Source organism: Streptomyces sp. NPDC030820, assembly GCF_055572075.1.
This window is the reverse complement of record NZ_JBVIEB010000006.1, coordinates 155,230-174,701: the sequence shown is the minus strand read 5'-3', so window position 1 is coordinate 174,701 and position 19,472 is coordinate 155,230. Positions and strand designations below refer to the sequence as shown.

Annotated in this window: 19 protein-coding genes and 3 pseudogenes; 10 read left to right on the top strand and 12 right to left on the bottom strand. The window is 71.4% G+C overall.

The features are described from left to right. The first annotated feature begins 14 nt into the window (after positions 1-14). Entirely contained in the window at positions 15-1,193 is a 1,179-nt protein-coding gene (locus tag ACZ418_RS18390) for an MFS transporter (protein ID WP_468364380.1), read from the top strand. Between the two features lie 60 nt (positions 1,194-1,253). Further along, positions 1,254-2,177: a LysR family transcriptional regulator gene (locus ACZ418_RS18385; RefSeq protein WP_468363605.1), complete on the top strand. Its 924-nt coding sequence runs from the start codon at positions 1,254-1,256 to the stop codon at positions 2,175-2,177. On the opposite strand, the gene ACZ418_RS18380 is transcribed toward ACZ418_RS18385, so the two are convergent. From ACZ418_RS18380 to ACZ418_RS18370, 3 genes and pseudogenes are all read right to left on the bottom strand, one after another. Further along, positions 2,170-3,165, bottom strand: a complete 996-nt coding sequence (locus ACZ418_RS18380; protein ID WP_468363602.1) for an NADPH:quinone reductase — start codon at positions 3,163-3,165, stop codon at positions 2,170-2,172. The two genes, ACZ418_RS18385 and ACZ418_RS18380, sit on opposite strands and share 8 nt — an antisense overlap. 89 nt (positions 3,166-3,254) lie before the next feature. Then, positions 3,255-3,440, bottom strand: a pseudogene (locus ACZ418_RS18375) (MBL fold metallo-hydrolase); the annotation flags it as partial. Positions 3,441-3,533: 93 nt separating this feature from the next. Further along, entirely contained in the window at positions 3,534-4,724 is a 1,191-nt protein-coding gene (locus ACZ418_RS18370; protein ID WP_468363599.1) for an acyl-CoA dehydrogenase family protein, read from the bottom strand. A gap of 547 nt (positions 4,725-5,271) precedes the next feature. Here ACZ418_RS18370 and ACZ418_RS18365 point away from each other — a divergent pair. Beyond that, on the top strand, positions 5,272-5,658 hold the full coding sequence (locus ACZ418_RS18365; protein ID WP_468363596.1) for a DUF2267 domain-containing protein: 387 nt from the start codon (positions 5,272-5,274) through the stop codon (positions 5,656-5,658). Between the two features lie 46 nt (positions 5,659-5,704). Here the strand turns inward: ACZ418_RS18365 and ACZ418_RS18360 are convergent, their stop codons facing one another. Beyond that, positions 5,705-6,361, bottom strand: a complete 657-nt coding sequence (locus ACZ418_RS18360) for a dienelactone hydrolase family protein (protein ID WP_468363594.1) — start codon at positions 6,359-6,361, stop codon at positions 5,705-5,707. A gap of 134 nt (positions 6,362-6,495) precedes the next feature. Here ACZ418_RS18360 and ACZ418_RS18355 point away from each other — a divergent pair, with 134 nt between their 5' ends. Continuing rightward, positions 6,496-7,083, top strand: a complete 588-nt coding sequence (locus tag ACZ418_RS18355) for a hypothetical protein (RefSeq protein ID WP_468363591.1) — start codon at positions 6,496-6,498, stop codon at positions 7,081-7,083. Here ACZ418_RS18355 and ACZ418_RS18350 read toward each other — a convergent pair. Then, positions 7,050-7,160, bottom strand: a pseudogene (locus ACZ418_RS18350) (acyl-CoA dehydrogenase family protein); the annotation flags it as partial. The gene ACZ418_RS18355 and the pseudogene ACZ418_RS18350 overlap by 34 nt on opposite strands. 315 nt (positions 7,161-7,475) lie before the next feature. Here ACZ418_RS18350 and ACZ418_RS18345 point away from each other — a divergent pair. After that, positions 7,476-8,585, top strand: a complete 1,110-nt coding sequence (locus ACZ418_RS18345) for a hypothetical protein (protein ID WP_468363589.1) — start codon at positions 7,476-7,478, stop codon at positions 8,583-8,585. Here the strand turns inward: ACZ418_RS18345 and ACZ418_RS18340 are convergent. Further along, complete coding sequence (locus ACZ418_RS18340) at positions 8,505-8,753, bottom strand: hypothetical protein (protein ID WP_468363586.1); 249 nt, start codon at positions 8,751-8,753, stop codon at positions 8,505-8,507. The two genes, ACZ418_RS18345 and ACZ418_RS18340, sit on opposite strands and share 81 nt — an antisense overlap. Between ACZ418_RS18340 and ACZ418_RS18335 the strand changes: the two genes are divergently transcribed. Next, a complete protein-coding gene (locus tag ACZ418_RS18335) occupies positions 8,655-8,954 on the top strand; it encodes a substrate-binding domain-containing protein (RefSeq protein WP_468364378.1) in 300 nt (99 codons plus the stop codon). The genes ACZ418_RS18340 and ACZ418_RS18335 overlap by 99 nt on opposite strands. A gap of 11 nt (positions 8,955-8,965) precedes the next feature. Here the strand turns inward: ACZ418_RS18335 and ACZ418_RS18330 are convergent, their stop codons facing one another. The 4 genes and pseudogenes from ACZ418_RS18330 to ACZ418_RS18315 form a co-directional block, all read right to left on the bottom strand. Next, complete coding sequence (locus tag ACZ418_RS18330; protein WP_468363584.1) at positions 8,966-10,252, bottom strand: phosphodiester glycosidase family protein; 1,287 nt, start codon at positions 10,250-10,252, stop codon at positions 8,966-8,968. A gap of 136 nt (positions 10,253-10,388) precedes the next feature. Further along, a pseudogene (locus ACZ418_RS18325) lies at positions 10,389-10,493 on the bottom strand (GNAT family N-acetyltransferase); the annotation flags it as partial. A gap of 165 nt (positions 10,494-10,658) precedes the next feature. Further along, positions 10,659-12,851 (bottom strand): MMPL family transporter, encoded by a 2,193-nt coding sequence (locus ACZ418_RS18320; RefSeq protein WP_468363581.1) that lies wholly within the window; start codon positions 12,849-12,851, stop codon positions 10,659-10,661. A gap of 234 nt (positions 12,852-13,085) precedes the next feature. Continuing rightward, positions 13,086-13,739, bottom strand: a complete 654-nt coding sequence (locus tag ACZ418_RS18315; RefSeq protein ID WP_468363579.1) for a maleylpyruvate isomerase N-terminal domain-containing protein — start codon at positions 13,737-13,739, stop codon at positions 13,086-13,088. A gap of 272 nt (positions 13,740-14,011) precedes the next feature. Between ACZ418_RS18315 and ACZ418_RS18310 the strand changes: the two genes are divergently transcribed. From ACZ418_RS18310 to ACZ418_RS18300, 3 genes are all read left to right on the top strand, one after another. Beyond that, the gene (locus tag ACZ418_RS18310; RefSeq protein WP_468363577.1) at positions 14,012-14,446 is read left to right on the top strand and encodes a septal ring lytic transglycosylase RlpA family protein; all 435 of its coding nucleotides are present in this window, start codon (positions 14,012-14,014) and stop codon (positions 14,444-14,446) included. A gap of 89 nt (positions 14,447-14,535) precedes the next feature. Further along, positions 14,536-15,684: a glycoside hydrolase family 19 protein gene (locus ACZ418_RS18305; protein ID WP_468363575.1), complete on the top strand. Its 1,149-nt coding sequence runs from the start codon at positions 14,536-14,538 to the stop codon at positions 15,682-15,684. A gap of 158 nt (positions 15,685-15,842) precedes the next feature. Continuing rightward, positions 15,843-16,625, top strand: coding sequence for a hypothetical protein (locus ACZ418_RS18300; RefSeq protein ID WP_468363573.1), 783 nt, complete (start codon positions 15,843-15,845; stop codon positions 16,623-16,625). Positions 16,626-16,728: 103 nt separating this feature from the next. On the opposite strand, the gene ACZ418_RS18295 is transcribed toward ACZ418_RS18300, so the two are convergent. Then, on the bottom strand, positions 16,729-17,580 hold the full coding sequence (locus tag ACZ418_RS18295) for a helix-turn-helix transcriptional regulator (protein WP_468363570.1): 852 nt from the start codon (positions 17,578-17,580) through the stop codon (positions 16,729-16,731). A gap of 87 nt (positions 17,581-17,667) precedes the next feature. On the opposite strand from ACZ418_RS18295, the gene ACZ418_RS18290 reads away from it, so the two are divergent. Beyond that, on the top strand, positions 17,668-18,459 hold the full coding sequence (locus ACZ418_RS18290; RefSeq protein WP_468363567.1) for an SDR family NAD(P)-dependent oxidoreductase: 792 nt from the start codon (positions 17,668-17,670) through the stop codon (positions 18,457-18,459). A 13-nt stretch (positions 18,460-18,472) separates the two neighbouring features. Here the strand turns inward: ACZ418_RS18290 and ACZ418_RS18285 are convergent, their stop codons facing one another. Further along, positions 18,473-19,345 (bottom strand): SGNH/GDSL hydrolase family protein, encoded by an 873-nt coding sequence (locus ACZ418_RS18285; protein ID WP_468363564.1) that lies wholly within the window; start codon positions 19,343-19,345, stop codon positions 18,473-18,475. Positions 19,346-19,472: the final 127 nt, after the last annotated feature.

The window sequence follows — 19,472 nt, the reverse complement described above, 5'->3', positions numbered from 1 at the left end:
AGCCCGCACACGGTGTGCCGGGCCGGCTGATCGCGCTGCTGGCCGTCGCCGCCGGCATGACGGTCGCCAACCTGTACTACGCCCAGCCCCTGCTCTCCTCGCTGCGCGAGGTCTTCCACACCAGTACGGCGGCGGCCGGCTGGCTGATCACACTCACCCAGGTCGGCTATGTGATCGGCATGCTGTTCCTGGTCCCGCTCGGCGACCGGCTGGAGAAGCGGGGCCTGATCACGGCCCTGCTGACGGTCACCACGGTCGCCCTGGTCACGGCCGGACTGGCCCCGAACTTCCCCGTGCTGCTGATCGCATCCCTGGTCAGCGGCGCCACCTCGGTCGTCGCCCAGATCCTGGTCCCGTTCGCCGCGAGCCTCGCGCCCGACCACGCCCGCGGCCGGATCGTGGGCCGGGTGATGAGCGGCCTGCTCACCGGAATCCTGCTCTCGCGCACCCTCAGCAGCCTGGTCTCGGACATCGCCGGCTGGCGCGTGGTCTACCTGGGCTCCGCCGTCCTGATGGCCGTCCTCGCCCTCGCCCTGCGCTCGGCGCTGCCCCGGCACGCCCCCACCACGAACATCCCGTACGCCCGTGTACTGCACTCCACCCTCCAGCTGGTCCGCACCCACCCCGCGCTGCTGCGCCGCGGCCTGTACCAGGCAGCGATGTTCGGCGCCTTCAGCGCCTTCTGGACCACCGTCTCCTACCTCCTGACCGGCCCCGGGTTCCACTACTCCCCCATCGGCGTCGGTGTCTTCGCCCTGGTCGGAGCCGCCGGCGCGGCCGTGGCTCCGCTGGCCGGCCGGTGGGCCGACCGCAAGCTGACCCGGCCCATGACGGGCGCCGCGTTCGTCCTCGCCGCGCTGGCCTTCGCTGTCGCCGGGTTCGGCCGCCACCACATCGTCCTGATAGCGCTCGCCGCCATCCTGCTCGACATGGCCGTCCAGGCCACGCTGATCCTCGGCCAGCACACCATCTACCAGCTCGACCCCCACGCCCGGGCCCGCCTCAACAGCGCGTTCATCGCCATCTTCTTCCTCGGCGGCGCCCTCGGCTCCCAGCTCGGTTCGCTGACCTACCACTCCGGCGGCTGGACGGCCGTGACGGCCCTCGGCGCCGCGCTCCCCGTCCTGGCGCTCCTGTACTGGCTCACCGAGCACCGGCGGGAAGACCGGAACCGTGCCCCGGGCGGCGCGTAAGGATTCCGGCGAAGGCCCAGGCCCGGCAGACGGCGTCGGCTCACCCGCCGCCTGCATACCATGCAGCGAAGATCCAAGCCCGTCGCACGGGCACTGCCTCACCGGGAGCGGATGATGGACCTGCGGCAGATGGAAGCCGTCGTCGCGGTGGCGGACGCGGGCGGGTTCACGGCCGCGGCGAGGCGGCTGCACGTGGTGCAGTCCGCCGTCTCCGGCACGGTCCGCGCCCTCGAACGCGAGCTGGGCACCGCGCTGTTCACCCGGAACACCCACCGGGTGGCGCTCACCCCGGCCGGGGAGGCCTTCGTACCCGCCGCACGTGCGGCCCTGCGCGCCGCCGAGCTGGCGCGCGAGGCGGTCCACGCGGCCAAGGGAGAACTGCGCGGGCGGGTGACCGTCGGCATCATGCAGGGTGTCTGGGCGGGCCTGCATCACGCGCTGGCCGCGCTGCGGGCGGAGCACCCGGGGGTGGTGGTCCAGCTGCGGCAGGCGGCGGTGACCGACATCCGGCAGGCCCTGCGCGAGGGCACGGTGGACCTGGCGGTGGTGGCACTGGACCGCCAGCAGCAGCGGGGGCTCGTGACCCGGTTGCTGTCCCGGGAGGAGATGGTCCTGGTCGTCTCCCCCGGCCGGGATCTCGCCGCGAGCACTCCGGAGGGCACCGTCGAACCGGACACGGTGGCGCAGCTGCCCCTGGTGGACTTCACCCCGGGCTGGGCGATCCGCCATGCCGTCGACCGGGCCTTCCGCGCCGCCGGCGTCGACCGCACCACGACCTTCGAGGTGAACGACATCGTGGCCGCGTCCGAACTGGTCCGCAACGACCTGGGCGTCTGCATCATGCCCCCGTCCATCGCCGACCGCTTCCCCGACCTGACGACTTATCGGTTCACCCGGCATGCGCCGAGCTGGAAGGTGATGGTGGTACGTCCACACGGTGAGCCGCCCGCGGCGGTCGCGGCGCTGCTGCGGCACATCACCTGACGCCGGAGACGAGGTCCGTACGCAGGACGGCCCGCCGTCCGTGCAGCTTGCCCTTCTCCATCCGGGCGTGCACATCGGCGGCCGCGCCGAGGGGGAGGACCTCGATGCTGCGCGGGCGCAGAGCACCCTGACCGAGCAGGTCGTTGATGTACGCGGCGGCTTCCGCCAGTTCGTCGGGTGTCGCGTGGGAGATCACAAACCCCACGACGGAGCGGTCGTTCATGTACAGCGCCCCGGCGGGCAGCACGGGGCGGGCCCGGGCGCCGGCCAGCAGTACCACGCGGCCCCTTCGGGCGAGCAGGTCGACCGTGGTCTCCAGGTCGTTGACGCCGGCCGTGTCCAGGTACAGGTCGACCCCCGACGGCGCGGCGGCGCGGATCCTCTGGGTCAGTTCCGGATCCCGGTAGTCGAACACCTCGGCCGCGCCCAGCTGCGCGCAGTACTGCGCGTCCCGCAGGCCGGCCGTGGCGAGGACGCGGGCGCCCGCCCGCACCGCCATCGTCACCAGGGCACTGCCTACATTGCCCGCGGCGCCGCCGACCAGCACGGTCTCGCCCACGCGGAGCCGCCCATGGACGAACAGCGCCAGATAGGCGGTCGCCGCCGGATGGAACGCCGCCACCGCCGCGTACGGATCGGCTCCCTCGGGCAGGTGGTACAGCCGGTCGGCCGCCACCACCGCCTGCTCCGCTGCCGCACCCTGCCTCCCCCCGTGCCCGAGGCTGTTGCACCACACCCGGTCACCCGCCCGGAAGCCCGCGACACCGGGGCCCGCCTCGGCGACCGTGCCGACCAGATCACGGCCCACGACGAAGGGGAAGTCGACCTGCGTGGGGAAGAGTCCCGACCGCACGAACGTGTCCACCGGGTTGACCGCGGTGGCCAGGACGTCCACCAGTACGTCGGTGGGGCCGGGCCGGGGCGCGGCGATCTCGCCGTACCGGATGACGCCGGCGGGACCCAGTTCCTCGATGTACGCAGCACGCATGGCACGACATGTTTCCACTACTCGTCCGGACACCCCGTGCACCGCCGTCACCAGCGCACCGCGGTGAAGTCGATGGGCCGGGGCCGCAGTCAGCGGCTCCCGGCCGCCAGGCGGACCGGTCGCCGGGCCATCTCTTCGGCGGGGAGGCGCCGGCGGTCACCGTGGCCCGGCAGCAGCCACCCGGTGGTTCGCGACCAATAGGAGCTGTCGCCGCTGAAGCAGTACCGGTCGTCGGCGAGAAAGAGCACGCTGCCATGACGAGTTGCAGCCGCCGGCCACCCCCCTGAAGTACCGCTTCGTGAAGTGAAAGGCCTGGCTGCACGTCAAGGCTGTCGTATCCGCCGCCGTGTCCTGTCGTATCGGCGAGGTCAACGCCTCGGCTCGGCGCTCTCCACGCCGAGTGCCCAGGCCCCGTAGGCCGTACCGGTGGTCTCGAAGGAGAAGATCATATGGGACGCGGCGGTGTTGACGTCACGCCAGAACCGCTGGACCGGGTCGGACTCGAAATGGCCCGTCGTCCCGGTGCCGCGGAAGACCCGTTCGACGGCCGACAGCGACAACTCGACCGCCAGCGCGAGGTCCCGTGGCCCGCGGACCGCCGCCTCGCCCTCCTTGGTCTCCTCGATGCCGTCGGCGACCCGAGCGGCCCGCTGGACGAGGAGCTCCGCGGCGTCCACCTCCGCGGCCGAGCGCGCGAGGTCGATCTGCACCGACGGCTTCTCCCGCAGCGGGGCGCCCCGCCGGTCGACCCGCCGGAGGTTCTGCTCCGCGGCGGCCCGCACCGCGCCCCGCGCGGCGCCCACCACGGGCACGGCGAGCGGCAGCCCGTTCACCGCGTTCACCGGCACCGTGTGGCAGCGGGCCGCCGAGGCCGTCGCCCGCCCTGCGTTGATGTCCAGCCTCGAGAGGGTCAGATGCTCGGGCACGAAGACGTCGTCCAGGACCATGGTGTCGCTGCCGGTCCCGCGCATGCCCAGCGTGAACCAGGTGTCCTTCACGGTGATGTCCGCCTGCGGCACCGCGAAGAACCGCACCTCGCCGCGCCCGTCGGGGCCCACCTTGCCGGGCACGGCGGAGCAGGCGAAGACCCAGTCGGCGAAGCGCACCCCGCTGATGTGCTTCCACTCACCGCTGAGCCGCCAGCCGCCGGAGACGGGTTCCGCCTTCCCGGCCGGCATGAGCGCGCCCGCCATGAGGGCGTCCGGCCCGTCGCCCCACAGCACCGCCTGCCCTTCGACGGGCAGGTACGCGCCGTACCGGGACGCGTGGGCGGACAGCGAGGCTGCCCAGGCAGCCGAGGCGCAGCCCTCGCCGACCAGGGCCACCGCCGAGGTCATGTCCACGAAACTGCCTTCCACGCCGCCGAAGGCCGCGGGGACGAAGTGCCGGGCGAATCCGGCCTCCCGCACCGCCTCGACCACCTCGGGCGCAAGGCACCGGGCGGCCTCCGTCTCGTCGCTGCACCCCGCCGCGATCTGCGCCACGCGCGGAGCACCGGCGACGACCGCAGCCACGCTCGGCCTGTCGACAAGGATCGTCGCTGTGCTGTCGCTGAGCATATGTTCGCCACCTCCGTTGGGATGGCCGCAGTCTCTCCGGCCGAGCCCGTGACTTGCCGCACCCAAGCCGGGACCGGCCCGCCAATCACCCGACCGGCTTCGCTTCGCCCCACCGGCGGCACCGGGAGTGCCGCCGCCGCGGGCCGCACCGAGCAGCCGATGGAAGTCGGCGCGGCCCTCCGTGCGGTGCTCGGCCGGCAGGTGCAGCGCATGCGCGGTCTCGCCGCTCTCGAAGGCGGTGACGATGCCGCCGTGCTCGACGAGGATCGTCTCGGCCCGTGCCAGGTCACCGGCGGCCGCGGCGCGGCGGTAGGACGGGGCGGGGTGCGGCTGAAGTGCCTCCCATGTCCTCGGCCGGACTCGCGCACGGCGCTCCGCTGGTGGGAGCCGATGTCGAGACCTTCCTCCGGCTCTTCCCGGCCTGAAACCGCCCGAAAACCTACAATGACGACATCGCCCAAGTCCGTCGGCCGCACCCGGACCCGGCCGCGGCGGACGGGAAGGGTGCGCTCGCCGTGATGGCCTGCGACGACCGTGGGAGGCCGCCGTGCAATTGGAAGAATTCCTGGCCCAGGTCCGCGACCGGGGCGAGTACCGCAGCCGCGAGGAGACCGAGCACGTCTGTGAGGCGGTCCTGTGGGCGCTCGCGACCCGGATCGCCCCGGAAGAGGCCGACGAACTGGCGGCCCGGCTGCCCGCCCCCCTGGACGAGGCCCTGCATCTGGACCGAGGGCGGCCCGAGACGTTCGACTGTGACGAGTTCCTCCGGCGGGTGTCCATGCAGACCGGCGCCCGGCCCCGTACGGCCGAGTGGGACGCGGACGCCGTGCTGTCCACGGTGGCCGACGCCGTGCCCGACCGGCAGATCGACCACCTCCTGTCCGGGCTGCCGGCCCGCTACGCCGAGTTCTTCGGCAGGCCGAATCCGAGCTGACGGACCATCGTGCTGCGCGGTGTCCCCGGTCAGTCGGTTGTCCGGGTCAGTCGGCCGACCCGGTCAGTCGCTCGTCGCACCACTGCCTGGCCACCTGGGCGACCTCTTCCAGGGCCCCGGGTTCTCCGAACAAGTGAGTGGCACCCGGAACGATGTGCAGGGCGCTCGGCACCCGCAGATACCTGGCCGCCTCCTCGTTCAGCTCCTGGACCTGCTGGTCCTGGCCGCCGACGATGAGCAGCACCGGAGCCTGTACCCGCCCCAGGGCGTCGCCCGCCAGATCGGGCCGGCCGCCTCGCGAGACCACGGTCAGCACCCGGTCGGGGCGCTCGGCCGCGGCCACCAGCGCCGCGGCGGCGCCCGTGCTGGCGCCGAACAGGACGACCGGGAGGCCACGGGTGTCGGGCTGCGTCTCCATCCAGTCGATCGCGGCCACGAGCCGTCGGCCGAGGAGCGGGATGTCGAAGCGGTGCTCGCCGGTCAACGCGTCGTGCCGCTCCTCCCGTTCGCTGAGCAGGTCCATCAGCAGCGTGCCGAACCCGGCGGTGCGCAGTTCGGCGGCCACCATCCGGTTGCGCGGACTGTGCCGGGAACTTCCGCTGCCGTGGGCGAAGAGCACCACGGCCCGCGCCGCCGTCGGGACCACAAGGTCACCGGAGAGTGTGGCATCACTGGTGGGCACCAGAACCATGTCGGAGATCATCGGCATCACTTCTTCCACGCCTGCCGACCCAGCGGATTGGTGTACCCCGCGTACCCACCATATCCGTGCGAAAAGCCCCCTGCCGGGTCGGCCGGCCCTCTCGGCCGTCAAGGGGTGAGGTACCTTCGGCGCATGTGGCACTTCACGGCATCGGTCCTGGTGAGGCGATGAGCGGCTGGTGGTCCTCCCTGGACGCGCAGACCCGTCGGGAGATCGACACGGAGGTGCTGCACGACCGCCCGATCATGGCGATCAAGGCCGCCTGGGACGCGCTGCGCCCGCTCGGTGCCGGCTTGCGCGAGGCGGAGGAGGTCGTCCACGCCCGCTACGACGCCCTCGGCGACCGCGTGCGACGCAGGCAGCCCGATCCGCTGGACGTCCCCTCACTCGCGGCCCGCGCGGCCGCGCACCCGGGCCGGGTGGCCGCGATCGAGGCGGTCTGGAACGGCGACACCATCCATGACTGGTTCGTGTGCCTGGTCGCGGTCCTGGAGGATCCGGACGGGGACGGACATCTGGCGACCGTCTACCAGCGCACCGACGGGCCCCGGCCGGCCACTGCCGCCACCGAGGCAGGACAGGCCCTGGCCGACCATCTCGGCGTACCGTTCCATTTCGCTTCTCCGGACGTCCCCGACGACGAGGCCCCGCGCTGGCGGACGAGTCCCAGCCCTGGCGGCAAAGGCCCTCACGCATCCAGCCCTCCTCGCTTCACCGGCTGACTCGCGATCACGTTCCGCTGGATCTCGTTGGTGCCTTCTCCGACGATCATCAGCGGCGCGTCCCGGAAGCGGCGCTGCGGTACGCGTGGGCGCGCGCGGTCGCGGTCGGCCGCTCGCCGCGTGGTCCGCTCGCCCAGTTCGCCGACGGCAGCGTCCACTGCCGTCCCTCGCCGGACACGTCATCATCAACGTGTTGTGTCGAAGCGGCGCTTCAGGCGCGCCACCGTCGCGGCGTCACCGCGAGCATCCGCCCGGGGTCCCCTCCGGGTGCGTTCCGGATTGCGCTCGGGTTTGCGGCCGCTCATGGTCGGAGGGTGAGCATGTCACCCGCGCTGCGGCCGCCCGACAGCCCTCGTGAGACCGGTCGCGGTCGGGTGGAGGGTGCCCCGGGCGTGCTCCGGGCCCTTGCCGTCTTCGCGGCCGTCCGGCTCGCCGGGGTCGTCCTGCTGATCGTGGTCGACGCCGTGGCCGGCCGCCCGTTCGGGAAGAGCCTGGCCCATGCGTGGGACTCGGTCTGGTATCTGCACATCGCCGAGCACGGCTACGGGACCCAGCTGCGCATCACCAGCACGGGCGCGGTCCAGACCGACTGGGCGTTCTTTCCGCTGTATCCGGGGCTCATCCGGGCCCTGCGCGGCTTACTCCCCTTGACCGCCGGGCAGGCGGGACTGCTGATCGCCTGGGGTTCCGCGGTGTTCGCCGTGTACGGCGTCTACACGATCAGCCATCACCTCTACGGGCGGGCGGTCGCCACCGCTGTCGTCGCCCTGTGGGCCGTACTGCCGCAGTCGGTCGCCCTCACCCTGGCCTATACCGAACCGCTGTTCACCGCATGCGCCGCCTGGTCGCTGTACGCCGTGCTGCACCGCCGCTGGCTCGCCGCGGGTTCGCTGGCGCTGCTGGCGGGCCTCGCACGGCCGAACGGGATCGCTGTCGCCGCGGCCGTCGCCGCCGCGGCCGCCCACGAGGTCGTACGGCAGCGTGGGCGCGCCTCCCCGGCGCTCCTGGTCGGCACGGTCCTGGGCCCGCTGGGCTGGGCGGGTTATGTGCTGTGGGTGGGACGGCAGACCGGTGACCTGTGGCACGGCTATCTGCAGGTGCAGAGTGCCTGGAACTCACGCCTGGACCTCTCGGTCGGGCCCCTGCGGTTTCTGGAGTCGATGCCGTTGCAGGGCAGCTTGGTGGCCTATCCGGTGTCCGTGGTCCTCGTCGTGGCCGGCATCGTGTCGTTCTGCGTGCTGTGTCTGGAGCGCGCCCCGCTGCCGCTGCTGGTCTTCGCGGGCGTGCTGCTGCTGTTGGTGGTCGCGGTGTCCGGCCCCTTCTCCTCCAAGCCGCGTTTCCTCCTTCCGGCGTTCCCCCTGCTCATCCCGCCGGCTCGCGCCCTGGTGCGGGCGTGGCGCGGGCGCCCGTCCTCCCGGGCTCTACTGGTGTGCGGCGGCCTCACGGCCGTGTCCCTGCTCTACGGCGTCTACCTGGCCGCGCTCGCCACCCAGCCGCTGTGAGCAGGTCTCATAGGGGCCGGGGTTGAGCGGGCTGCGGAAGGTGCCGGTGCTCGCCTTCGCTCCGGGCGTCTGCGGGGGCATGGCCGAGGTGGCCGCGGGTACGGCGGCGAGACCGAGCAGCAGAGCCAGGAGGACGGCACGGAGTGTGGTGCGGGGGCCTGTGCGCATGAGCGGCTCCTTGGGGGATGTCGCGAGGCCCTGAAGACGGCGGGGCTGCCTAGCCTCACCGTGGTCGCCCCCGGCAAGCAGGAGATCGCCCGGGTCGCCGTGTCACTGCTGCTGGAGCGGATCGACGACCCGGACGCCGCCCTCGTGCACGACCATGTGGCCGGGCACCGGATCATCGTGCGGGAGAGCACGGGCGGCTGAGCAAGGAGGGCTCAGCCCTCGGTGGGCCGGTACGGGCCGGGTACGAAGACCAGGGCGTCGCCCACGGACCGCTCGGTGGGCCCGCTGGGGTGGTTCACCAGTGTTCCCTGCACCGACATGGTGGTCGAGCCGCCGCCGTCGAGGTTGACGGCGGCGGTCATACCCAGGGCGTCGGCGACCGCCGCCGTCTCGTCCATCGTGGTGCCGACGCTGGTCGTCATGCGGCCGTCGATGGTCGCCAGGACGACCTTGCCCTCGCGGGTCGTACCGGCGATCGTGCGCGGGTTGCGCCCGAAGAAGCCGCCCGAGCCGGCCGGCACCACGATCCGGCCGTGCTCGGTGAGGCGATAGCGGCCGTTCACGCCGAACAGCCCCGGACGGACGGGAACTTGTCGGCCCTGCTCGTCCGTGAGCACCGAGTCGGTACGCAGGCAGCCCCCGTCGGCGGTGTGCAGCAGGGCGGCCGCGTCGGCGCCCGTGGCCTGTACCGAGGTCTGGCCGGCGGTCAGGTGCGTGCCGCGCGCCCTCTGCGTGCGTACGACGCAGCCGTGCCGGTCGAGGACCACCTCGACGCCCGCGCCCGAGGGCGTGGACTCGGCGAACTCGGGGGTGAAGCGCACCACGTCGCCGGGCACGGTGCACCGGGTCGGATCGGTCAGGTCGGCGCACGCCGCCGGGACGACGGGCGGATGGTTCACGTATTTCAGCGGAAGCACGGCTCCGGTCCGCCGGTTGTGCAGGCTGCCCGACCAGCTCAGCCGGCCCGTCAGGGCGCGGTTGTCGTGGGCGTCCACCACGAAGTCGGCCTCCGCGGGGTCGCCGGTCGGCTCGCTGAGCAGCCGTCCGTCGTAGAGGCCGAGCCCGACCGGGTCACCGGGATAGTCCTTGCTGGCGGTGAAGGTGAAGAAGGAGCCGTTGACGCCGGCCAGGGCCTCCGAGGAGCGCACCAGTTCGGTCGTCTTCTCCGTGTGGGCCAGGTCGGGGCCGTACGTCGCGCGCAGCTGCCCGCGCGCGCTGCGCGGGTCGATGGTCAGGACGTCGACCACCCAGGGGCCGCGGGTCGTGGTGTTGATCTGGTCGGCCGGGGCGGGTTCGGTGCCCCGGACGATACGGGTGAGGGTCACACCGTCGGCCAGGGTCTGTGTGGTGCGGGTCTCCGCGAGGCCGGGGTCGCCGAGCGGGAGGGTCGCCTCGGCGGCGCCGGCCCGGCCGGCGGGCGGCGCGAGCAGCAGGAGCAGGGCGGCCGCGGTGAGCGTGGCCGCGCGGGTCAAGCCCGGTCTGTACGAGGTGAATGCCATGCACGCGAGCGTGCTCGTCGAGTCGGACGTCTACTCGTGCGGCGGTTGATGCGCCGGTCCCGGTTCGGTTAATGACTGGTTACACGAGCCGAGTTGGCGGACGCAGCGGATGGGAGCGGGGCCGGTACGGACGGTGTCAGAGCGCGAGCAGCCCCGCTGCCGTTTCCGTGCACCCGCAGGCGTCGAAGTAGAACGGACGCAGGTGTTCCTCGAAGTCGACGTGCAGCCACTGGCACTTCGCGGTGTCGAACTCGCCGCGTCACTCATAGGTGATCTTCATACCGGGATCGTAGTAACGCTGCACGTGAGCGTGGGCATCGCCGACCGCACCCTCCTGACGCGCCGACGGGGAGTCCGGCCGGGCCCTCGTGGGACCTGGCCGGACTCCCCGTCCCGCCCGCTGCCGCTAGTTGCGACGCCCCGCGGGATCGTGGGCGATGGAACCCCGGTCGGCGCCGGGCGCCGATGCGGAACCGCTGACACCGGTGCCCGCGTCGGCCGTCGCGGCCTCGGCCCGGTCGCCGTGCCCCGGCCACCACGCGGCGTGGCCGATCAGCGCGGTGAGGCTCGGGGTGAAGAACATCGCCATGACGAAGGCCGCGACGGCGATGCCGAAGGAGACCGCGAAACCCATCTCCGTCAGCAGCGAGTTGCCCGCCAGCATCATCGTGGCGAAGGTCGCCGCCAGGATGAAGCCGGCCGCGGCGACCGTCGGACCGGCGTGCCGCAGTGCCAGGCCGGCCGCCTCACGCGGCTCGCGGCCCTCGCGGGCCTCCTCGCGCAGCCGCGCGATCATGAGGATGTTGTAGTCGGTACCGATGGCGACCACGAACAGATACATGATCACAGGGAGCATGAACATCAGACCCGAGTGTCCCTGCCCCTTCTGGAAGATCCACACGGTCGCGCCGAGGGTGGCGCCGAAGCCGAGGCCCACCGACGCCATCAGGTACCAGGGGGCGACGACGCTGCGCAGCAGCAGACCCAGGATCACCATGATGAGGAGGGCGGCCACCGGGAAGACCGTCTTGTAGTCGTGGTTCACCGCGGTGTTGATGTCCTTGTAGATGGAGGACATGCCGCCGACGATCGCCTCGGTGCCGGCGGGGGCGTCGGCGTGTGCCACGTCCCGCACCCGGCCGACGGTGTCGATCGCCTTGTCCGTCGACGCCTCGTACTTGAGCGTGACGGTGAAGTCCGCGGTGCTGCCGTCCTTGTTCACCTGCGTCATACGGGCGCTCGCGACCCCGTCCACGGCTCCGAGCTTGCTCGCGTACGCGTCGAAGGCACCCTTGTCCAGCGGCTTGCCGTCGGTGCTGGACAGGTAGACGTCGGTGGGGGCCGCGGCGCCCGCCGAGTACGCCTTCTGCATCTGGTCCTGGACGACCATGGACTCCTTGGTCTTCGGCATGGAGCCCGACGCCAGGTCGAACGTGGCGTGGTAGCCGAGGATACCGAGCGACAGTGCGATCAGGATGAGACCGGACACCCCGGCGGTCAGCGCCGGGCGGCGCTGCACACCGCGGCCGAGGGCGGCGAACCGGGCGTTCTCCGGCTCCTGCTGCCAGGACTTGGAGGGCCAGAAGATCTTCGGCCCGATCAGCGAGACCACGGCAGGGATGAGGGTCAGGCCCGCCACGAGCGTGGCGGCCACCGCGATCGCGAGCGCCGGGCCCATCTGCTTGAGGAAGCCCAGCGTGGACAGCACCAGTGCGAGGAACGCGATGATGACGGCGCCGGCCGCCGAGGCGATGGCCTCACCGACCCGGCCGACCGCGTTGACCATGGCCTGCTTCGGTTCGTCTCCGGCGCGCAGGCGTTCGCGGTACCGGAACATCAGGAAGAGGAAGTAGTCCGTGCCCACGCCGAAGAGCACGACGATCAGGATGGACGAGATCGAACTGTTGGCCTGCAGGTCGAACAGCTTGGTGGCGTACGCGATCAGGCCGTTGGCGATGGCCGACACCAGGCCGATCAGCACCAGGGGCAGTACGGCCAGGATCGGCGCCCGGAAGATGATCAGCAGGGTCACCAGGATGATCACGAAGGTGCCGATGCCGATCAGCGCCTGGCCACGCTTCGACGAGTCCTGCTGGTCGAGCGCCTGCGCGGCGGAACCGCCGAGCTTGACGTCGAGATGCGTGCCCTTGGCCAGTTGCTTGACGTCATCGCGCAACACCTTGGCCGCGTCCGCCTGTTTGGGCTGGCCGGCGTTCTTGCTGTCCATCTGGACCAGGGTCAGGTCATACCTGCCGTCCTTGGACGGCTGGCCGGGGACGACCTTCTGCACCTGGTCGATGTGCTTGTTGCCCAGTTCGGTGGTGATCCGGGCGACATCCTGCTTGTCGGCGGCGGTCAGTGTGCCGCCGTCGGTGCGCTGATACAGCGCGATGGCGGACGGCGTGAAGGCGCTGGGGAACGCCTTCTGCTGGAGATCCGCCGCCTTGATGGACTCGTAACTCTTGGGCAGGAAGCTGCTCTCGTCACTGTTCGAGGGCAGACTCGGAGCGGTGGCGACGATCGCCACCGCGGCAATCAGCCATGCCACAATCGTCCACACGGGATGTCGGACGACAGTGTTGCCAATACGTCGGAACATGCGGAAGGTCCTCCTGGACAGGAAGATCACCGCAGCCCGGGGAGCGGTCCCTGGCATCGGCGACCCCGAACGGCCCGCATTGAAAGGGCCGTTCGAACGGTTGTCTTGCGGTCACATGGTAGTGACGAACACGAAGATCATCTCATCATCTGGACTCGGTTCCGGCCACGCCCGAGTGCCCGGGGGCCGTTTGAGCACTCGTCAGGGGAACGAAGGACCGGCCGGTCGGGCCGGTCAGCCGAGAACGAACGGCAGCCTGTCGGCCAGGTCGCCCAGGGCGGCCTGCTCCTCCTCGGTCGGCGTACGGCGTCCGGTGCCGACAAGCAACGCGTCCTTGTCGGAGAACGAGGCGGGGAACGGGGCCCCCGCGATCTTCTCCAGCGATGTGCGCGCCGCCGCGAGCGTCTCGGTGGGCGGCTCGGCGGCCGAGGGCAGATGGGCGATCAGGTCGAGGTGGTGCAAGGTCCACTCCACGACGTAAGCGGACAGGTAATCCCCGACGGTCAGCACTTCGTCACGGGTGCCGACGCGGACGGCAGGATCGGCGAGCTCGGCGGCGCGGCCCGCCGCGGAACCGACGTCGTCCAAATGGAACTTGAGCCACCGCGGCTCGCCGTAGGCGGCGGCCAGCCGAGGGATCAGCGCGTCGAGCGGATCCTCGCCGGTCGGGGGTTCGACCAGGTTCCAGTAGGTGACCGCGTCCACGGTCGGTTCGGTTTCGGCAGGTGTCACCAGGGTGATCAGGACGTCCTGGGCGTCGATGACCAGGTGGCACACCAAGTCCCGTACCAGCCAGCCGGTACAGCCGGACGGCCGCTCGAAGTCCTCGTCCGGCAGTTCCGCGACGGCTGTGCGCAGTGCCGTCCAAGAGCGTGAGAAGAGATCCACTGGCCGCACGCTAGTGCGGGGCCGACACGGTGGACAACCGAATTCCGTGAGCCGTGTCCGGCCGACTTCCACGTGCCCGGTCGATGGTGAGGTACGGCATCAGCCAGAACTCGCTTCTCTCATGGCTTACTTCACACCTTGACCCTCAATGGTCTGCACCTCTAGCTTCACAGCTCAGCCACGCATCGGGCGCCGTGCTCACCGTTGGCCGTCCCTTCCGGAGGTGCACGCTGCCCGATGCCCACCCCCCACCCGAAAGGCCACCGTCCTCCATGGCCGGATCCCGTTATCTCACCGTCCTCACAGCCGCGCTGGGCCTCTCCGCATGCCTGCTCACCTCTTCCCCGGCCCAGGCAGGCGCGGACGCGCCCGCCCGGCGGGCATCCGACACCTGCTGGGCGACCCACTACGGTCCGCAGCCGCCCGGCGCCCTGACGGCCAGCGGCGAACTGTTCGACAACAACGCCGACACCGCGGCGACCTCGCTCAGCCGTCAGCCCCAACTGCCCTTCGGCACCCGAGTCCAGGTCACGAACACCGCCAACGGCAGATCGCTGGTGGTCCGCATCAACGACCGGGGCACGTTCGCCTGGACGCCGCAGGTACCCAAGTGCCTGGACCTGACCGACGGCGCCTTCAGCCGGCTCGGCGGAAGCCTCGATCCCGACGCCGGCCACATCGTCGTCGTGGAGACCGTCCTCGGCTGACGGCCCCGTACCCAGGCCACCAACCGGCGGCACGGCACATCCGCCGGCACCGGAACCCCAATCCCCGACCAGGACTGGAGCACCTGTCGATGCACCTTCGCCTCGCCGAACTCCCTTACAGATCCATACACTTGGGGCGCCTCGGACGCTGCTTGGCCGGCGGCGTCGTCGCCGCCCTTCTCGCCGCGCTGTTCGTCGCCGCGCCCGCCCGGGCCGCGGACGGCCAGATCACCGGACTGGCCGGCAAGTGCGTGGACGTGGCGGGAGCCAACAGCGCCAACGGCACCGCCGTACAGCTCTACGACTGCAACGGAACCAACGCCCAGAACTGGTCGAACCCGGGTGACGGCACCCTGCGGGCGCTCGGCAAGTGCCTGGACGTCGTCGACCGAAGCACCGCCGACGGCGCGGCGGTCCAGCTGTGGGACTGCTCCGGCGGCGCCAACCAGCAGTGGGTGGTCACCTCGGCCCACGACATCGTCAACCCGGCCGCGAACAAGTGCCTGGACGTGCGGGACAACAACAGCGCCAACGGAACGCGGCTGCAGATCTGGACCTGTACGGGTGGGACGAACCAGAAGTGGAACGCTCCGGCCGGCGGCGGAAGCGGCACACCGTCCGGATTCGTCGTCTCCGAAGCCCAGTTCAACCAGATGTTCCCGAACCGGAACAGCTTCTACACCTACAGCGGCCTCGTCCAGGCCCTGAGCGCCTACCCCGGCTTCGCGAACACCGGCAGCGACACGGTCAGGAAGCAGGAGGCCGCCGCCTTCCTCGCCAACGTCAGCCATGAGACCGGCGGGCTGGTGTACGTCGTCGAGCAGAACACCGCCAACTACCCCACCTACTGCGACTGGAGCCAGCCGTACGGCTGCCCCGCCGGGCAGGCCGCCTACTACGGGCGCGGCCCGCTCCAGCTCAGCTGGAACTTCAACTACAAGGCCGCCGGTGACGCACTCGGCATCGACCTCCTGAACAATCCCTGGCAGGTGCAGAACAACGCTGCCGTCGCCTGGAAGACCGGCCTGTGGTACTGGAACACCCAGTCGGGACCGGGCACGATGACCCCGCACAACGCCATGGTCAACGGCGCCGGATTCGGCCAGACCATCCGGTCCATCAACGGCTCCCTGGAGTGCGACGGCAAGAACCCGGCCCAGGTGCAGAGCCGCGTCGACGCCTACCAGCGCTTCACCCAGATCCTCGGCGTCTCGCCGGGGAACAACCTGTACTGCTGATCGCGTCTCCCAGCCTGGGGGCATGCCGCCCCCAGGCGCTTCGGCGCCCGACAAGATCAAGACGTGTTTCATCACAGGTTCACCGGCGTGTACGGCTTCGGACCGAGCATCCCAAGGGTTCGGCATCCCAGCCCGTTGACGACGGAAGGCCCCGCCTCATGGAACGACGTGCGCTCGCCGCCTACCTTGCAGCCGCTCTCGCCGCACCGGCGGTCCTCGACATGCCCCCGGCCGAGGCCGCCGAGGAGACTGGTTCCGGTGCGGGCACGGGGCTCGCCGAGCACATGCGGACGGTGCTGGACCGGGAGATCGACGACCGGGACACGGCTATCGCACTGGTGCCGGAACTGTACGACGTCGGTTTCGAGTGGCACCCGGAGACGGCGGAGCTGGAACGGTTCGACTTCATCGTCGGCTACTCCTTCGGCAACCGGCCCGCGAAGTCCGGCGATCCGGAGCGAACGCTCCCCGAACCCGGCCCGGTCAACGAGGAGTTGGCAGACACGATCGCCCGGATCCGCGAGCGGCGGAACGTGCCCGTCTACGCACAGTGGGAGATCGCCCGGTTCCTGCGGTCCACGTACGGCATGGACGACGTGACGTCGATCGAGCCCGCCGTCGCGGAGGACGGCACGATCACCTGCCTGAGCACGGACGGGGTCGCCGGACAGGTGCTGGAACACCGCAAGAAGGCGTCCGGTGGCATCGGCACCGCCTGTGTGGTCGGGTTCCGCGATCACCACAGGCGGTGTGTGCAGACCACGCAGGACCGGGGGATGACGGCGTACGCGCCGCGCGGCTTCACCATGCCGCACACCTACGACCCGCAGTCGGGACAGCCGTGGACGCGGCGCCGGGATCTGTACCTCGTGCACGACATGGCGGCCCAGTGGCAGGTGGTGCGAGCCAAGCTCGTCGCGCAGGCCTACCCCAACGGGTAAGGGCGGGCGGCGGACGGCGATCCTGCCCCAGCCGAGTGTGGTGGAGACGCCGACCGCGATCAGCACCGGGCCGGCGGTGCCGGCACCGTACGGCGGGTCCGGCTCAGCGGGCGGCGTCCATGCGCTGGGTGCCGATGACCGACAGCAGCCGCAGCGCCTCCTCGGACGGTGTGCCGGGGACGGCGGTGTAGATCACGACCTGCTGGTCCCGGTCGGTGAGGTCGAGCGCGTCGCAGTTGACGGTGACCGGCCCGACCAGCGGATGCCGGAACGTCTTGCGGAGCGTGCGTTGCCCGTCCACGTCATGGGAGTCCCACAGCCGGGCGAACTCCTCGCTTCCCGCGTGCAGTTCACGGATCAGCCCGGTCACCTCGGGATCGTCGGGGTAGCGGGCGGCGGCCGTGCGCAGCCGACGCGCCGCGTGCCGGGCGAACGCGTCCGCGTCGGACACGCCGTACAGCCGCTGTCCCCCGGCGCGCGGCCCGAGGAAGACGCGCCGCGCGAGGTTGCGCTCACGGCGCGGCAGAGCCGAGAAGTCCTCCATCAGGGCGGCGGCCAGCTCGTTCCAGGCGAGCACCTCCAGCGTGGCCGAGGTGACGAAGGCGGCGGACTGCGGCAGCCGGTGGATCAGGTCGAGGATGCTCTGCCGCACCTCGCGCGGGGGGCCGGGCGCGGGATCCGGCGGGGCGCCGGCCAGGAGGTGGAGGTGCTCGCGCTCGGCGTCCGACAGCCGCAGGGCGCGGGCCAGCCCGGCCAGTACCTCTCGGGACGGGCGCGGGCCGCGGGCCTGCTCCAGCCGGGTGTAGTACTCGGTCGAGATGAACGCCAGATGCGCCACCTCCTCACGGCGCAGCCCCGGTGTGCGGCGGCGCGGCGCGGCGGCCAGGCCCACGTCGGCAGGGCTGATCCGCTCGCGCCTGCTGCGCAGGAATCCCGCCAGTTCTGCTCTGTCCACACCCTCAGTGTGCGCAGGTGCCGCGCGACCGATCCAGGTACTCCCGGTGCCTGGATGGGTCCGGCTCCCGGGCGCAGGCTCGCAGCCATGGACAACACAGCGAACAAGGACACGCCTGCGCACGGCCTGCTGGCCGGCAAGGTCGCCTTCATCACCGGTGCCGGGCGCGGGATCGGCGCCGCCGCGGCGCGGCTCTTCGCCCGGGAAGGGGCCCGGGTCCTGCTCGCGGCCCGCACCGAGGCCCAGCTGAAGGCGGTCACCAAGGAGGTGCGGGCGGCGGGCGGTACCGCGGACCACGTCGTGTGCGACCTGGCCGACACGGCGAGCGTACGGGCCGCCGTGGACCGTACCGTCGACCTCTACGGCCGGCTCGACATCGCCTTCAACAACGGAGCGACGATCCAGCCGCCCGGCCCCATGGACCAGCTGCCGGAGGCCGAGTTCGACCATGTGTACACGGTGAACCTCAAGAGCGTCTGGCTGGCCATGGTCGCCGAGGTCGCCGCCATCCGGGCCACCGCCAAAACCGGCGCCATCGTCAACAACTCCTCCATCGGCAGTCTGCGGGGCAACCCCGAACTGCCCGCGTACGGTGCGATGAAGCGGGCGGTGAACAGCCTCACGGAGTCGGCCGCCGTGACCTACGGCCCCGAAGGCATCCGTGTCAACGCGATCGCGCCCGGCAACACCCTGACGGAGATGATCCGGGCCTGGGAAGCGGAGGCTCCCGGGCTGCAGGACCGGCTCACGGCGCTCACCCCGCTGCGCCGCGCGGCCGTTCCCGAGGAGATCGCCGAGGCCGCCGCCTGGCTGCTGAGCGACCGCTCCTCCTTCGTGACCGGCACGGTGCTGCGCGTCGACGGCGGCGCACGCGCCTGAGCGGGCGCGGGAGTCAGCCGAGACCGAGAACGCTCATGGTGCGCTCGGCCATGCGCTGCTCGCCGAGCGCGTTGGGGTGGACGGGGACGAGGTTCTGCCCGAAGAGGAGCGGCTCGATCCACCGGGTGCCTACGGCCTGGCAGGCGTCGTGGCCCTCGGACACCTGGGAGAAGTCCACGTACGTGGCCCCGGTTTCCTCGGCGGCGCGCTGCACGACGGCGTTGAGGTGGGCCTGCAGCGCGTGCAGGTACGGCACGTCGCCGGAAGCGATCGGCATTCTGGCGAAGCAGGACGGTTCTGCCTCGGCCGGCGTGATCCACGGGTAGCCGAGCACCGCCACACGGGCGTCCGGTGCCTTGGCCCGCACGGCGCGCAACGCGGTCCTCAGCGCGGGGTAGGTCTTCGCGTCGATCGCGTCGTCGAAGGAGGTGCCGTACGTGTCCTTGCAGGGGCTGCCCTGGCCTGCGCTGAGGATGCCCGCGGTGCCGCAGGCGAGCATGGCGTTGATGAAGGTGCCGTTGTCGTTGCCGCCGATCGTCAGCGTCACCAGGTCGGTGTCCGTGGTGACCGCGTCCGTCTGCGGGGCGACCCCGGGGTACTGGGGCTCGGTGAAGTCCTTGGTCTGGGCGGCGCCGCAGGTGACGTCCGTCAGCCGGGCGGCGGTGCGGGCGGCGATGACGTGGGGATAGTCGGCTGTGGAGCGCAGGCAGATCAGATTGCTCGCGTCGACCGGCAGGACCCCGGAGCCGGCGCTGTAACTGTCGCCGAGGGCGGCGAAGTTCAGGGGAGTCGTGGCGTGGGCGGGTGCGGCGGTGAGGCCGAGGGCCAGCGCGCCGGCGAGTGCGGACGTCGCGGCGATGGCACGGCGCAGGGCAGGCTTGGGCATGGGCGGGTGCTCCCTCTTCTCGGGTGGGGGACACGGAGCAGACGGGCATGGCAGTGCCCGTGTGTGTGCTGGTGCGCGAGAATGCGGCGGCTCGGAGCAAGGAGAGGTACCGGCGTGGGGTGCCGGT